At 72.2% G+C, this 15,000-nt stretch carries 10 protein-coding genes; 9 read left to right on the forward strand and 1 reads right to left on the reverse strand.

Features of this window, described 5'->3' with window-relative positions:
• Positions 1 to 76 precede the first annotated feature (76 nt).
• Genes ACLBXX_RS04105 through ACLBXX_RS04115 form a run of 3 tightly spaced genes read left to right on the forward strand, consistent with a single transcriptional unit; the run spans position 77 to position 2,947 of the window.
• Positions 77 to 601 (forward strand): hypothetical protein, encoded by a 525-nt coding sequence (locus tag ACLBXX_RS04105; protein ID WP_447656943.1) that lies wholly within the window; start codon positions 77 to 79, stop codon positions 599 to 601.
• Complete coding sequence (locus tag ACLBXX_RS04110; RefSeq protein WP_447656944.1) at positions 598 to 2,166, forward strand: polysaccharide deacetylase family protein; 1,569 nt, start codon at positions 598 to 600, stop codon at positions 2,164 to 2,166. The genes ACLBXX_RS04105 and ACLBXX_RS04110 overlap by 4 nt, the downstream gene beginning before the upstream one ends.
• 37 nt (positions 2,167 to 2,203) lie before the next feature.
• Complete coding sequence (locus ACLBXX_RS04115; protein ID WP_447656945.1) at positions 2,204 to 2,947, forward strand: formylglycine-generating enzyme family protein; 744 nt, start codon at positions 2,204 to 2,206, stop codon at positions 2,945 to 2,947.
• 57 nt (positions 2,948 to 3,004) lie between these two features.
• On the opposite strand, the gene ACLBXX_RS04120 is transcribed toward ACLBXX_RS04115, so the two are convergent.
• Positions 3,005 to 4,489, reverse strand: a complete 1,485-nt coding sequence (locus ACLBXX_RS04120; RefSeq protein ID WP_387143826.1) for an NCS2 family permease — start codon at positions 4,487 to 4,489, stop codon at positions 3,005 to 3,007.
• Between the two features lie 128 nt (positions 4,490 to 4,617).
• Here ACLBXX_RS04120 and ACLBXX_RS04125 point away from each other — a divergent pair, with 128 nt between their 5' ends.
• From ACLBXX_RS04125 to ACLBXX_RS04150, 6 genes are all read left to right on the forward strand, one after another.
• Positions 4,618 to 6,258, forward strand: coding sequence for a cell division protein PerM (locus ACLBXX_RS04125; protein WP_447656946.1), 1,641 nt, complete (start codon positions 4,618 to 4,620; stop codon positions 6,256 to 6,258).
• 4 nt (positions 6,259 to 6,262) lie between these two features.
• On the forward strand, positions 6,263 to 6,865 hold the full coding sequence (gene purN / locus ACLBXX_RS04130) for a phosphoribosylglycinamide formyltransferase (protein WP_310288985.1): 603 nt from the start codon (positions 6,263 to 6,265) through the stop codon (positions 6,863 to 6,865).
• Between the two features lie 25 nt (positions 6,866 to 6,890).
• Complete coding sequence (purH, locus tag ACLBXX_RS04135) at positions 6,891 to 8,495, forward strand: bifunctional phosphoribosylaminoimidazolecarboxamide formyltransferase/IMP cyclohydrolase (RefSeq protein WP_447656947.1); 1,605 nt, start codon at positions 6,891 to 6,893, stop codon at positions 8,493 to 8,495.
• Positions 8,496 to 8,626: 131 nt separating this feature from the next.
• Positions 8,627 to 9,982 carry an RDD family protein gene (locus ACLBXX_RS04140; protein WP_447656948.1) on the forward strand — a complete coding sequence of 452 codons (1,356 nt, stop codon included), beginning with the start codon at positions 8,627 to 8,629 and terminating at the stop codon, positions 9,980 to 9,982.
• A 20-nt stretch (positions 9,983 to 10,002) separates the two neighbouring features.
• Positions 10,003 to 14,532: an FtsK/SpoIIIE domain-containing protein gene (locus ACLBXX_RS04145; RefSeq protein ID WP_447656949.1), complete on the forward strand. Its 4,530-nt coding sequence runs from the start codon at positions 10,003 to 10,005 to the stop codon at positions 14,530 to 14,532.
• A gap of 126 nt (positions 14,533 to 14,658) precedes the next feature.
• A complete protein-coding gene (locus ACLBXX_RS04150) occupies positions 14,659 to 14,946 on the forward strand; it encodes a WXG100 family type VII secretion target (RefSeq protein ID WP_116194191.1) in 288 nt (95 codons plus the stop codon).
• Positions 14,947 to 15,000: the final 54 nt, after the last annotated feature.

Below are 15,000 nucleotides of genomic sequence, written 5' to 3' on the forward strand. Positions count from 1 at the left end.
TCTCGGGAAACTGAGGCGTTCCTGAGCGATCCGGACGCGGAGCGCTCCTAGACTCGGCCCCGTCAGGGGGGTGGCCGTGACAGAGGACGCACGCGTCGGATCCGCCGCGCGCCGGTGGGAGGTCGCGCTCGCCTGCGCGGCCGCCGCCCTCGTGCTGGCGGCTGTCGCCGTCGCCGCCCTGGTGGCCGTCCCGCCGACGATCGCGAACCTCTCGAGCGAGGTCTCCGACGGGAGCGACCCGACCGACCTCGGCGACGCCTCGGTCGTCGTCCCCGCCGACTGGGTCGTCACGCGCGACTCGGAGGACGCGATCACGGTGCGCACGCCCGACGGCGCGCTGCGCGCGAGCCTCGAGTCGGTCGACGAGAAGCCCGGCGACGTCGTCGCCGCCGCGGCGGGCACCCCTCGTTCGGAGCTGCTCGCCTCCGGTCTCACCGCGGTGCACGTCGACCTCGACGACGGCGGTGTCGTCGCGGGGGTGGGTGAACCGGATGCTGCCCCCAGCGTGCGCGTCACGGTGCAGGTCGCGCCGGCCGAGGGCGATGAGCCGGCCGCGTACCGGTCCGCCATCGGCGATCTGCTGGAAGGCATCCGGCGATGAGGGCGCGGTGGATGGTGGCCGCCCTCGCCGCGGCGGTCCTCGCGCTGTCGGCGTGCGCGCCGGCGTCGCGCGGGGGCTGGGAGCCTCCGGCGTGGGCGCCCGAGGTCGTTCACGCGACGGATCCGGTCCCCGAGATCTCCGCCGCCGCGGTCGGACCGCTGGGCGCGGGCATCGTCCCCTTGCGCGTGCGCAACGACGCTGTCGGCCTCCAGGCCCGCGTCGCCCTCCTGCCGGCCGGCGCCACCACCGACGCGTTCAACGCCCAGGTGGAGCAGTTCGTCCGCGGCGCGATCGCGGACCGCGTGGTCGCGTCGGGGACCGCGTTCGTGCCGACGCCTTCGTCCGTCGGATCCGGCCTCGGGGATCGGCGCTGCGCCTTCGAGACCACGCTGCGCCCGGCCGCAGAGCTGCTCGCCGATCCCGCGTTCGGGCCGGTGGGCGGGGCGGGGACCGCCGTCGTGTGCGGCATCGTCGCCGCCGGCGCGACGATCGTGGGAGAGCGCGTCCGGGTGCTCAGCGGCGACGCGGGCGGCGTGCACTCCGACACGGCGACGACGCTGTACACCGACGTCGCGACCGGTGAGACGGCGACGGCCGACGGGCTGTGGGCCGAGGGTGCGGCCGCCGCACTCGGCGCGCACATCGTCGAGGCGCTCCGGCGCGACGCGGGCGCGCTCAGCCACCGGCCGGTCGTGGTCGGCGATGAGACCCAGATCGCGGCGATCCAGGCCGCACTGGGCACGACCGTGCCGTCCGACGAAGGCCTGGTGATCACCCTCGCACCAGGCTTCACCGCACCCGACCTGGCCGGGCTCGGCGCGCCGCCGACGACCGAGCCCGTCGAGTTCGCCATTCCGGCCGAGGTCGCGGCCGACCTGGTCACGCCGCTCGGCGCGCGCGTGCTGGCCTCCTCCGGGCAGCCTTACACCGGACCCGTCGCGGCGCCCGCAGGAACCCGCGCCGTCGACTGCGACCTCGTGCCCTGCGTCGCGCTCACCTATGACGACGGTCCGTCGTCATACACGCCCGGCATCCTCGACGAACTGGCGGCTCGCGACGCCGCGGCGACGTTCTTCGCGATGGGCCAGAATGCGCAGGGCTACGCGGACACGCTCGCCCGCATGACGAGGGAGGGGCACGAGGTCGAGGGTCACACGTGGAACCACCCGCATCTGCCCCAGCTGACGGACGCGCAGGTCACCGCCCAGGTCGTCGACTCCACGCGCGCGCTCGAGGCGGTGTCCGGCCAGGACATCACCGTGTTCCGTCCGCCGTACGGCGAGTTCACGCCGCGGGTGCTCGCCGCAGCGGGTATGCCGGCGATCCTCTGGGACATCGACACCAACGACTGGCAGGGCCCGGCTGACGATGTGCTGATCGCGCGCGCCGTCGAACAGCCGCGCGCGGGGTCGATCGTCCTGCTGCACGACGTCCACGCGGTCACGGCGCGTACCGCGGGCGCCGTCCTGGACGGGCTCCTCGACCGGGGGTTCCAGCTCGTCACCGTGCGGCAGCTGTTCGGCGGGGAGCTGCCCGCTTCGGGCTCCTGGCGTCGCGCCCCCTGAGCGCCCCGCCCCCACCGCCGCGTGGGATACTTCCGCGGTGACCGACATCGAACTCGCCCGCATCGCCGGCGGAACGGTCACCCTGCACGACGCCCGCCGCAAGGCGCGCTGGAGCGTCGAGCTCGAGCCCTACGAGATCGGGGTGTACGCCGTGACGCAGGAGCAGCTCGCGGAGCTGCTCGGCGAGCCGGCGTCGCACCCGCGCCGCCCCGCGACCGACGTCAGCTGGTTGCGTGCGATCCGGTTCTGCAACGCGGCGTCGGAGTGGGAAGGGCTCGATCCCGCGTACTCGTTCGACGGCGAGGACGTCACGTGGCACGTCGACGCCGACGGATTCCGACTTCCCACCGAGGCCGAGTGGGAGCACGCCTGCCGCGCCGGCTCTACGGGCCCGCACTACGGCCCTCTCGCCGAAGTTGCGTGGACGAGCGCCGACGGCGTCAACGCTCCGCAGAACGTCGGCGGCAGGCTGCCCAATCTCAACGGCCTGTTCGACACCCTCGGCAACGTGTGGGAGTGGACCTGGGACCTGCTCGACCCCGCCCGCTACGCCGACTACCGCGTGTTCCGGGGCGGCGGGTTCGCCGACGACGCGTGGAGCGTGCGCGCCTCGACCCGCCGGGGCGGCGCTCCGCGCATGCACCACGACGACGTCGGCTTCCGCGTCGCACGAGGCGGCTTCGACGGGACAGATGCCGCGCAGGGCTGGTCGGCCCGGGCCGACGCCGAGCGCGCCGCCTACGACGGCCCGACACCGCCCGGCTGGACCCCGCTGCGCTGAAAGACGGACGCGGATGCCTCGGGCCGAGGCATCCGCATCCGTCTGTGAGTCCGACGGTCAGCCGAGCAGGGTCTCCAGCGGTCCGCGTGCGAAGTAGAGCACGAAGCCTGCGGCGACGATCCACAGCAGCGGGCTGATCTCGCGAGCCTTGCCCGAGAGCGACCGGACGACGACCCAGGAGATGAAGCCCGCGCCGATGCCGTTCGCGATCGAGTACGTGAGCGGCATGACGGTGACCGCGAGGAACACCGGGAGCAGGATCGAGAAGTCCGAGAAGTCGATGAAGCGGATCTGCGACATCATCAGCGCACCGACGATGACCAGGGCCGATGCCGCGACCTCGGTCGGTACGATCGACACGAGCGGCGTGAAGAACATGGCGACGAGGAAGAGGCCACCGGTCACGACGTTCGCGAGGCCCGTGCGAGCGCCCTCGCCGATGCCCGCGCCCGACTCGATGAACACCGTGTTCGACGAGCTGGACGTGAAACCACCCGCGACGGCGCCGACACCCTCGACGATGAGCGCCGACTTGATGCGCGGGAAGTCGCCCTTCTCGTTCGCGAGGCCGGCCTCCTTGGACAGACCGGTCATGGTGCCCATGGCGTCGAAGAAGTTCGTGAAGACGAGCGTGAAGACGAGCATCAGCGCGGCGAGCACGCCGATGCGCTCGAACGAGCCGAACGACACCTGGCCGACGAGCGACAGGTCGGGCACGCTCACGAGCGACGACGGGAGCTCGGGGACCGACAGGCCCCATCCGCCGGGGTTGACGTCATCGCCGGAGAACTTCGGGCCGATGTTCCAGATCGCCTCGACGATCACGGCGACGACCGTTCCGGTCACGAGACCGATGAGGATGCCGCCCTTGACCTTGCGGGCGACCAGGATGCCGGTCAGCAGGAGCGTGAAGACGAAGATCAGCGTCGGCACCGTCGCGACCGAGCCGTTGACGCCCAGTCCCACCGGGGGAGAGGACGCGCCGGTCGCCGTGACGAAGCCGGCGTCGACGAAGCCGATGAACGCGATGAAGAGGCCGATACCCACCGTGATGGCGAGCTTCAGCTGGATCGGCACGGCGTCGAAGATCATGCGCCGGAGGCCCGTCGCCGCGAGGAGCACGATGATCAGACCGTTGATGACGACGAGCCCCATGGCCTCGGGCCACGTCACCTGCCCGACGACCGAGACGGCGAGGAACGAGTTGATGCCCAGGCCGGCTGCGAACGCGAACGGCAGGCGGGTCACCAGGCCGAACAGCAGCGTCATCACACCGGCGGTGAGCGCGGTGGTCGCGGCGACCTGCGTGAACCCGAGGGTGTCGCCGGCGACATCGGTGCCGCTCGACAGGATGATCGGGTTCAGGATGACGATGTAGGCCATCGTCACGAACGTGACGACACCGCCGCGGATCTCGGCGGGGATCGTCGATCCGCGCTTGGTGATCTCGAAGAACCTGTCGAAGCCGTTCTTCGGCTCCGGGGTCTCGGTGTTCTCGGTCTCGTCGGGGGCGTTGGGCGCCGTGGACTCGGCTGTGCTCATGTGGGGGGACCTCCGAGGTGAAACGTTAGTCGCTCCTGCCCCAACCTGAGGATTCGCTGGACGGATGCCTCGGCCCCGCGCGCGGGCGCCTCGGCCGGGGCGGTGCGCCGAAGTAGGGTCGATGGCGCATGCATCGCCTCATCGTCGCCCTTCTCGCCTCCGTCGACGCCGTCATCGCGGCGGCCGTCGGCCTTGCCGTGACCCTCGCTCCCCTCACCCTGCTGTGGGTGTTCGGATTCGGCGGCGGCGCGGACTGGGGGGTGCTGTGGCCGTCGGCGGTGTCGGTGTGGCAGCTCGGCAACCTCGTGCCGCTCAGCATCACGCTGCCGCCCGACTACCTCGCCGCGACGGGGATCGATGCGGGCGCGGCATCCTTCGTCCTCTCGCTCGCCCCGCTGGCCTTCGCAGGATTCACGGCCATCTTCGCCGCCCGCTCCGGTGCCCGCGCCTCGCACGCCGACGCGTGGCTCACCGGCGTGCTCACCTCGAGCGCCGTGTTCGCGCTCTTGACCACCGGCGCCGCGCTGACCGGCGCGAATGACGTCGCGCGCGCCGAGACGTGGCAGGCGATCCTCGTGCCGACGCTCGTGTTCGCCCTGCCCGCGCTGGTCGCGGCGGTCGTGACGGAGTGGTCCGAGGCGGGGTCCGGCGCGATCGCGCGTCTGCGCGACCGCGTCGAGGCGGCGCCGCACGGCTGGGGAGAGGTGCCCGCGCTCGTCGCGCGCGGGACCGCCGTCGTGGTGGTCGGGCTCGTCGGCATCGGCGCCGCGGTTGCTGCCGTCGCGTTGTTCGCCCGCGCGGGGCAGATCGTCGCGCTGTTCCAGGCGGGCGACGTCGACCCCATCGGCGCCACCGTCATCACCCTCGTCCAACTCGCCTACGTGCCGACGCTCGCGGTGTGGGGGATGAGCTTCGTCGCCGGCCCCGGCTTCGCCGTCGGCACGGGCACGGCGGTCTCGCCCGCCGGAACCCAGGTCGGCGTCATCCCGGGTCTCCCGGCGCTCGGTGCCGTCCCCGAATCGACGACGTCGTGGCTGCTGCTGCTCGCCCTGCTGCCGATCGCGCTCGGCGCGCTGGCCGGGTGGATCGCGCGGTCGCGGCTCCTGCACGCCCGTGGATCTTTCCGCGAGCGGATGCTGCAGCCCGCACCCGCGGCCGGCCCGGCGTCGTCACGGTTCGATGCGGGCAAGACCGCGGCGCTCAGCGGACTGCTGTCGGGCGCCCCCTCGGAGGAGCCCGGCGCCGAGGCGCACGTCGACGAGCACGTCGAGGCGCCGGAGGATCCGATCGCGGCACGTCTCGTCGTCACCGCAGGCATCGCGCTGCTCTCGGGCGGGGCCGCCGCGCTGCTGGCCTGGGCGGCGTCGGGATCCCTCGGACCGGGGCGACTGGCAGAGTTCGGACCGGATGCCGGGCCCGTCGCGCTGGCGGTCGGCCTCGAAGTGCTGCTCGGCGCGGCGATCCTGCTGCTGTCGCCGCGGTCGGCGGGGGGCGGGAGCTCGGCCGCGCAGGACTCCGCGCCCGCGACGGCCGGGGTCGAACCTGCGGCGGACGACGAGCCGCACCCCGAACCGCCGGAGGCTGCGGCCTTCGCCGCGGTCGCGGCGTTCACGGCCCGGCGATCTGGCGCGGTGCCCGCCGAGGACGCGGAGGAGCGGCATCCGTCCCCTCCCGTGCGCGGAGCGCGGCCGACACCGCTGCCGGACGCCGGCGGTGGCGTCACATCAGAAGCGACGACCGAGCCGATCGAACTCCCGCGGCTAGACTGATGCGGTGCTGACGGTCGCTGTTCTCATCTCGGGCACAGGCTCCAACCTGCGCGCACTGCTCGACGCAGCGGCCGATCCCGAGTTCCCCGCCCGCATCGTCGTCGTCGGCGCCGACCGCGAGGCCGACGGGTTCGCGCACGCCGAGGAGTACGGCATCCCCACGTTCATGGTGCCGTTCGCGCAGTTCGCGAGCCGCGAGGAGTGGGGCGCCGAGCTCGCCACCCAGCTCGACGTCTGGCAGCCCGACCTCGTCGTCTTGAGCGGCCTCATGCGCCTGCTGCCCGCCGACCTCGTCGACGCGTGGTCGCCGCGCATCATCAACACCCACCCCGCGTACCTGCCGGAGTTCCCCGGTGCGCACGGCGTGCGCGACGCGCTCGCCGCCGACGTCGCGCAGACCGGGGCCAGCGTCATCATCGTCGACAACGGGGTCGACTCGGGGCCGATCCTCGCCCAGGAGCGCGTGCCCGTGCTCCCCGGCGACGACGAGCACGCCCTGCACGAGCGCATCAAGCCCGTCGAACGCCGCCTCCTGATCGACGTGGTGCGCCGCGTCGCGACCGGCGACCTCGACCTCGCGGCGGTGTCCGCGAGCGCCCAGCTCTGACCCCCACCCCACCGAGGAGACCCGCATGGCCGGACCGAGCCACGACCCCGCCCTGTACCGCCCCCGCGACGTCGTCCCGGTGCGCCGCGCACTCGTGTCGGTGAGCGACAAGACCGACCTGCTGGCGCTCGGCGAGGCGCTGGCGGCGGCCGGTGTCGAGATCGTGTCGACGGGCGGTTCCGCCACGCTGCTGCGCGAGGCCGGCTACACCGTGACCGACGTGTCGAGCGTGACGGGCTTCCCCGAGTCCCTCGACGGCCGCGTGAAGACGCTCCACCCGGGCGTGCACGCCGGCCTCCTCGCCGACCTCCGCCTCGAGGACCACGAGCGTCAGCTCGCCGAGCTCGACATCGCACCCTTCGAGCTCGTCGTGGTGAACCTCTACCCGTTCGTCGAGACCGTGCGCTCGGGCGCACAGGGCGACGACGTCGTCGAGCAGATCGACATCGGCGGCCCCGCCATGGTGCGCGCGTCGGCGAAGAACTACGCAAACGTCGCGATCGTCGTCTCGCCGTCGTCGTACCCGGCGGTCATCGACGCCGTCCGCGCGGGCGGCACGACGCTGGTGCAGCGCCGTGAGCTCGCGGCCCGTGCCTTCGCGCACACGGCCGAGTACGACCGCGCGGTCGCGACCTGGTTCACCGAGGGCACGCTCCTCGAAGAGGCCCTGCCGGCGCACCTCACGATCAAGGCCGAGCGCCTCGCGACCCTCCGCTACGGCGAGAACTCGCACCAGCGTGCGGCGATCTACACCCGCAACGGCGGCCACGGTATCGCCCAGGCGATCCAGCTCCAGGGCAAGGAGATGTCGTACAACAACTACGTCGACGCCGACGCCGCCCTCCGCGCCGCCTTCGACATGGTCAAGCCCGCCGTCGCGATCATCAAGCACGCGAACCCGTGCGGGATCGCGGTGACGGCGCCCAACGCCCTCGACCCCATCGCGAGCGCGCACCTGCGCGCCCACGAGTGCGACCCCGTGTCGGCGTACGGCGGCGTGATCGCCGCCAACGGCACCGTGACCCTCAAGATGGCCGAGAACCTCAAGGACATCTTCACCGAGGTCATCGTGGCGCCGTCGTTCGAGCCGGCCGCCCTCGAGGTCTTCAAGGCGAAGAAGAACCTGCGTCTGCTGCAGCTGCCCGCCGACTGGCAGCAGGAGCGGATGGACGTGCGCCTGGTCTCGGGCGGTCTGCTGCTGCAGGACGCCGACCGCTTCCCCGACGACATCGAGTCCGTCGCGAAGGACTGGCAGCTGGTGTCGGGCGAGCGTCCGGCCGACGAGGAGATGACCAACCTCATCTTCGCGTGGAAGGCCTGCCGCGCGGTCAAGTCGAACGCCATCGTCCTCGCCAAGAACTCGGCGACGGTCGGCATCGGCATGGGCCAGGTCAACCGCGTCGACTCGTGCCGCCTCGCGGTCGAGCGCGCCGGCGACCGCGCCGCCGGGTCGGTCGCCGCGTCGGATGCGTTCTTCCCCTTCGCCGACGGCCCGCAGATCCTGCTCGACGCGGGCATCGCGGCCATCGTCCAGCCGGGCGGCTCGGTCCGCGACGACGAGGTCATCGCCGCCGCGAAGGCCGCGAACGTGACGATGTTCTTCACGAACGAGCGCCACTTCTTCCACTGACGCTGGTCTCCCGGAGGCGCCGTCCGGCGGATCGACCAGGACATGGGGCTCTTTCCCCATGTCCTGGATCTCGTCGGGAGAGGCACGATCGTCCGGATAGGGTCGATGCGGAGCGTTCGCCAGGAGGACCCGTGATTTGGGAGATCGACGACTCGACGCGTGCCGTCGAGGGGCTCGATGGGCGTGGCCGGCCGAAGCCGGAGTACGCCGCGACACTCGGGCTGCGCAGGGCGCCGTTCGGGCGGCGCGTGCTCTCCACCTCGATCGAGCTCGGCATCCTGCTGGTGCTTCAGCTCCCGTTCCTCCTCGTCACCCTTCCCGCGCTCCTGAGCGCGACGGCATCGCCGGACGCCCCGGCGGCGCTCGCGGACGCCGGCCGGCTCGGCCTGGTCATCGCGTGCGGGGCGGCATCGGCGGCGCTGACGACCGCGTTCGTCGTGGTGCAGCTCGTGCTGCACGGGCGCAAGGGCGTCACCGTCGGCAAGGCGATGACCGGGATCCGATCGGTCAACGTTCGCACGCTCGAGCGCCCGGGCTTCTGGCGGGGCGCGGTGGTGCGCTATCTCGTGCTGTACGGCAGCCTCCTGGTGCCGCTGGTGGGTCCGGTGCTCGTCATCGCATGCTCGCCGCTGTTCGACCCCGAACGACGGGGCCGCGGCTGGGCAGACCTCGCTGGGGCGACGTGGTTCGTCGACGCGCGTGACGGGCTCAACCCCTACGACGTCAAGCGCATGCGCATCGCCCGCAAGACCGCCGCCACCGATCTCGCGGACGAGCGCAGCGAGCTGCGCTCCCTCGCCACCTCGGCGACCGCCCCCGGCGCGGGCGCCTACATCCCGGTCACCCGCAGCAGCGGGGGGGTCGTGGGCGCGCCGCGTACCGACGCGTACGCGTCGACCGCCGAGGCGAGGGGAACGGATGCCGCGTCCCCCGCGTCCGGTTCGGCACCCGCGCTCGCACCTGCCATCGTGGCACCGGCCGGCGTCGCGCCGTCCGCCGTCGTGCCCACGGCGCCCTCCTCCGGCCCGGGGATCCCGTGGACGCCGCCCCGGCTGCTGCCGGACGCGAGCCCCGCACCCGCGCCGGCCCCGGTGGGCCCGCCGGCCGGGCAGGGAACCCCGGCGCGACGGTCGTCGTCGCCGGCCGACCCTGCGACGCCGGGCGTCGTCCTCGAGTTCGACAACGGCGCCCGCATCGCGCTCGCGGGGTCCGGTATTCTGATCGGCCGCGATCCGGCGGCCGGGCCGGGGGACGCCGGTCTCGCGCTCGTTCCCCTGGACGACCCGTCGAAATCCATCTCGAAGACCCACCTGGCGCTCCTGCGCACGGGCGGCAGCATCATCGCGATCGACCGTGCGTCGACCAACGGGAGCGCGGTGATCCGCGACGGCGTCGAGCACGCCCTTCCGCCCGGCCAGGGCATCGCGGTCCGCTCCGGAGACACCCTGCTGCTCGGCGAACGGCGCGCCCGCGTCCGCATCGGCTGAGGCAGCACAGCGAGGAACCCATGAGACTCAGACTCACCCTGCAGCGCCGGAACGCCCAGCACATCGACATCGTGGTCACGGCCGACACGACGGCGACCGTGCAGGACGTCGCGAGGCACATCGTCGAGACGGATCCGGCGCGCGAGACCGTCGCGTCCCCGCGTGACGTGCTGACGCTCAAGGTGGCGCCTCCGACGTCGTCGACGTTCGCGATGCTCTCGCCGGAGACGCTCATCAGCGACGCCGCCGTGGGCTCGGGCTTCGTCGCGTCGATCGTCAATCTCGGTGAGGACTACGTCTCGACGCGGACGAACGGGGGCCCGCCTGCCGCCATCCTCTCGATCGTCGCCGGTCCGCGGGTCGGCCGCGAGTTCCCGCTGCCGCGCGGTCAGTTCACCATCGGCCGGGTCGCGGGCAACGACATCGTCCTCGCGGACCCCCTCGTCTCCAAGTCGCACGCACGCATCGAGGTCGGCACGTCCGTCGAACTGGTCGACCTGAACTCGGCGAACGGCATCGTCGTGGACGGCGGCCTCGTGCAGCGCCTTCGCGTCATCCCCGGCCAGCGGTTCTCACTCGGCGACACGGACGTCGTCGTCCGCATGGTGCAGGACTTCGCGCCGGTGGAACAGGATCCCGTCCTCGAGCGGGGCGGCTCGCTCCTGTTCAACCGCAGCCCGCGCGTGGAGCCGCGGTACGTGGGCGAGGAGCTGCCCGAGCCGCGGATGCCGAAGGACCCGGTCTCGCGGCTGTTCCCGTGGCCGATGCTGGTCGCCCCGATCATTCTGGGACTGGCCCTCTTCGCGATGCAGGGCAACCCCCGCGCGCTGCTGGTCGTCGTGCTCTCGCCGCTCATGCTCCTCGGCAACTTCATCTCCCAGCGCACGCAGGTCGGCCAGCGCGCCCGCAAAGAGACCGAGATCTTCGAGCGCACGTTCGAGGAGCTCGAAGAAAGCCTCTACCGCGAGCGGCCGCGCGAGCGCGAGATCCGCAACGCCGAGGTGCCGCCGGTGGCCGTCGTCTTCGACGAGGCGATGCGGCTCGGCCCGATGCTCTGGACCAGACGACCCGAGCACTGGAACTTCCTGTCTGTGCGACTGGGCACCGCCGAGGCCCCCTCGCGCACGACGGTGAAGCGATCCGAGTCGCCCGAGGCGCTGCAGGAGTTCGTCGACCGCGTCGACCGGCTGCGGGACCGCTACCGCACGATCGACGGCGTGCCGGTGCTCGAGTCGCTGCAGAGCGTCGGGGTGATCGGCGTCGCCGGAGGCGAGCGGGAAGCCGCCGACGCCCTGCGGGGCCTCTGCGTCCAGCTGTTCGGCCTCCACTCGCCCAACGAACTGGTCGCGATCGCACTCACCGAGCCGCGATGGGCGACGCAGCTCGAGTGGCTCAAGTGGCTTCCGCACACCTCCAGCGAGCGCAGTCCCTTCCGCGAGATGCCGCTGTCGGATTCGGCGTCGACCGGCGCCGCTCTGCTGTCGGGCCTGGAGGAGCTCGTCATGCAGCGCTCCAAGGCCGCCTCGTCGCCGCGCCTGCCGTTGGATGACGAGTGGGACCCGATGCGCTACGGCACCGACGTGCGACGGGCCGCGGAGGAGGCCACGTTCCCCGGCCAGACGGCGGTGCTCGTCATCGTCACCGCCGACGCCCCGGTGGATCGCGCACGCCTCACGCAGGTGCTCGAGCGCGGCGCCGACGTCGGCGTCTACGGTCTGTTCGTGGCACCCGTCGTCGAGGCGCTCCCCGCCGTCTGCCGCAGCTTCGTCGACGTGTCCCGGGGTCTCGAGCACGCCCGCGCGGGCACGGTCCGAAGTGGCGTGGACTATCCGGAGACCGCGGTCGAGGGAGTGTCGAACGACCTCATGACGGTGCTGGCCAAGCGGCTCGCCCCGGTCGTGGACTCGAGCACGGTCGTGGAGGATTCGTCCGACATCCCGAACTCGGTGATGTTCCTCTCGCTCGTCGGCGGCGAGCTCGCCGCGGATGCCGGCTCCGCTGTGGAGCGCTGGCGCGAGAACAACACGATCATCGACCGCTCGGGCGCGGTCCTGCCGCGCCTCAAGAAGGCCGGAACGCTCCGCGCGATCGTCGGCCAGGGAGCCACGGACGCGATGGCCCTCGATCTGCGGACGCAGGGACCGCACGCCCTCGTCGGCGGCACCACGGGCGCCGGCAAGTCCGAGTTCCTTCAGGCGTGGGTGCTCGGCATGGCCGCCGCCCACAGCCCCGACCGCGTCACGTTCCTGTTCGTCGACTACAAGGGCGGGTCCGCGTTCGCCGACTGCGTCGAACTTCCGCACACGGTCGGCCTCGTCACCGACCTGAGCCCGCACCTCGTACGGCGCGCGCTCACCAGCCTGCGCGCCGAGCTGCACCACCGCGAGCACCTCTTCAACCGCAAGAAGGCGAAGGACCTGCTCGAGCTGGAGAAGCGGCGCGACCCCGACACGCCGCCCGCCCTCGTGCTCGTCATCGACGAGTTCGCGGCGCTCGCGGGGGAGGTGCCCGAGTTCGTGGACGGTGTCGTCGACATCGCGCAGCGCGGCCGCTCCCTGGGGATCCACCTGATCATGGCCACGCAGCGGCCGGCCGGCGTCATCAAAGACAACCTGCGTGCCAACACCAACCTCCGGGTCGCGCTGCGCATGGCCGACGAGTCGGACTCGAAGGACGTCGTCGACGACCCCGTGGCGGCGCGCTTCGACCCGGGCATCCCCGGCCGCGGCATCGCCAAGACCGGCCCGGGCCGGCTCGTGCCGTTCCAGTCCGCCTATGCGGGCGGCTGGAGCACCGACGAGGCGCCTGCCGCCGATGTCGGCGTCGCGCAGCTGCGGTTCGGCTCGGTGCAGCGCTGGGAGCTGCCGGACTCGGGCGAATCCGAATCCCACGATGTCGATCCCGGGCCCAACGACCAGAAGCGCATCGTCGCGACCCTGGTCGCCGCCGCCGCGGCGGCCCGGATCCCCGCACCCCGGCGCCCGTGGCTCGACGACCTCGAGGCCACCGTCGACCTCCGCGGGCTGCGGGCAGGACGACCCGGCTTCATCCTGCTCGGCAAGCGCGACGTGCCCGAGCGGCAGCTGCAGGAGCCGGTGTACTTCGAGCCCGACCGCGACGGCTCGCTCCTTGTGTACGGCACCAGCGGCTCGGGCAAGTCCACCGTGCTGCGCACGGTCGCGATCGCCGCGGCGATGGGGCGCCGCGCCGAGAACGTCGCCGTGTACGGCCTGGACTTCGGCGCCGGCGCGCTCAAGAGCCTCGAGGTGCTGCCGCACGTCGGATCGATCATCCCCGGCGACGACGCCGAGCGCGTGCAGCGCATCATGCGCTCGCTGGGCGGCATCCTGGACGACCGCGCCAAGCGGTTCAGCGCGGCCAACGCCTCGAGCATCGCGGAGTACCGCGAGCTGACGGGGCGCGACGAGTCGCGCATCATCGTCCTCCTGGACGGCCTCCCGCAGTTCCGCGCCGAGTGGGAGTCCACGACCGCGCGGATGCCGTTCTATCAGGCGTTCATGCGCATCCTGGGCGAAGGCCGCCCGCTCGGCGTGCACGTCGTCGCGACCGCCGACCGTTCCGGGTCGGTGCCCACCGCCATCAGCTCGAACGTGTCGCGGCGTGTGGTGCTGCGTCTGTCGGATGAGAACGCCTATGCGCTGCTGAACGCCCCCAAAGACGTGCTCGACGAGCGGTCCGCGCCGGGCCGGGCCATCGTCGACGGCTTCGAGACCCAGATCGCGGTGCTCGGCGGCACGCCGAACGTGGCCGAGCAGACGAAGCTCCTGGGCCAGTGGGCCGAGGAGCTGCGCGCGACCGGCGCGCGCGAGGTGGACGAGATCGGCTCGCTGCCGACCCGGCTCGCCTGGCAGGCGCTGCCGGACCGCATCGGCGAGTTCCCGGTGCTCGGCATCGCCGAAGACACGCTCGCGGCCCGCGAGTTCGACCCGGTGGGCACTTTCGTCGTCGCGGGGCCGCCCTCGGCGGGCAAGACCAACGCGATGAAGGCCCTCGTCACGTCGATGGTGCGCTTCGATCCGGCCGTGCGGCTGTTCCACTTCGGCGGACGACGCTCGCAGCTCAAGGAGTTCGCCCCGTGGATGCGCAGCGCCACGACGCCCGACGAGGCGAAGGACCTGGCGACCGAGCTCGCCGAGCTCGTCGCCGACGAGTCGATCGACGCGCGGCTGATGATCGTGATCGAAGACGTGCCGCAGTTCGCCGACTCGCCCGCTGAGCGCCCGCTCAAGGCGCTGTTCCAGGCCGTCAACCGCAGCGAGCACCTGCTCATCGGCGACGCGGACGTCACGCAGGTCACCAGTGGCTTCGGCCTGGTGGGCGACTTCAAGGGCGGCCGGAAGGGCATCATCATCAAGCCCGACGCGTTCGACGGCGACGCGGTGTTCAAGGTGCCGTTCCCGAAGGTCAAGCGGTCCGACTTCCCCGATGGCCGCGGCATCTTCGTGCAGGCGGGGCGCCAGGTCACGGTCCAGCTGCCGCTGGTCGAGGCATCCGTCCTCCCCGTTCCGCAGGCGGCGCCGCAGCATTGACGCGGGCCGCGGCGCCCGACGCGAGGACATGGGGAATGATCCCCATCGCGTGCCGTCGGCGCGCTCCGTTAGGTTGCTGAGTGTCCCGCCCGACGGGGGTCGGGAATCTGAGTGAGGGAGTTGACGATGGCCGATTTCGGTGCTTCGTATGCGGAGATGGAGCAGGTGGCGTCGTCGCTGTCGCAGGCTCGTGATGACATCCAGGGTCAGTTGGACGCGCTGAAGAGCCAGGTGGACACGCTGCTGGGTGAGGACTTCAAGACGCAGCACGCGTCGGGGAAGTTCGGTGAGGGGTACACCGAGCTGACGACGGGTCTGAAGGGTGCTGTGGACGGCATCAACGACATGTCGGAGTCGCTGCTGGGCATGATGCGTGCCATTCAGGACCTCGACCAGCAGCTCGCCGGCGGCTGAACCGGATCATCGGGGTCGGGAGCGGTGCAGGCCGCTCCCGACCGGTGACCGGAG

The organism is Microbacterium sp. C23T (genome assembly GCF_053345975.1).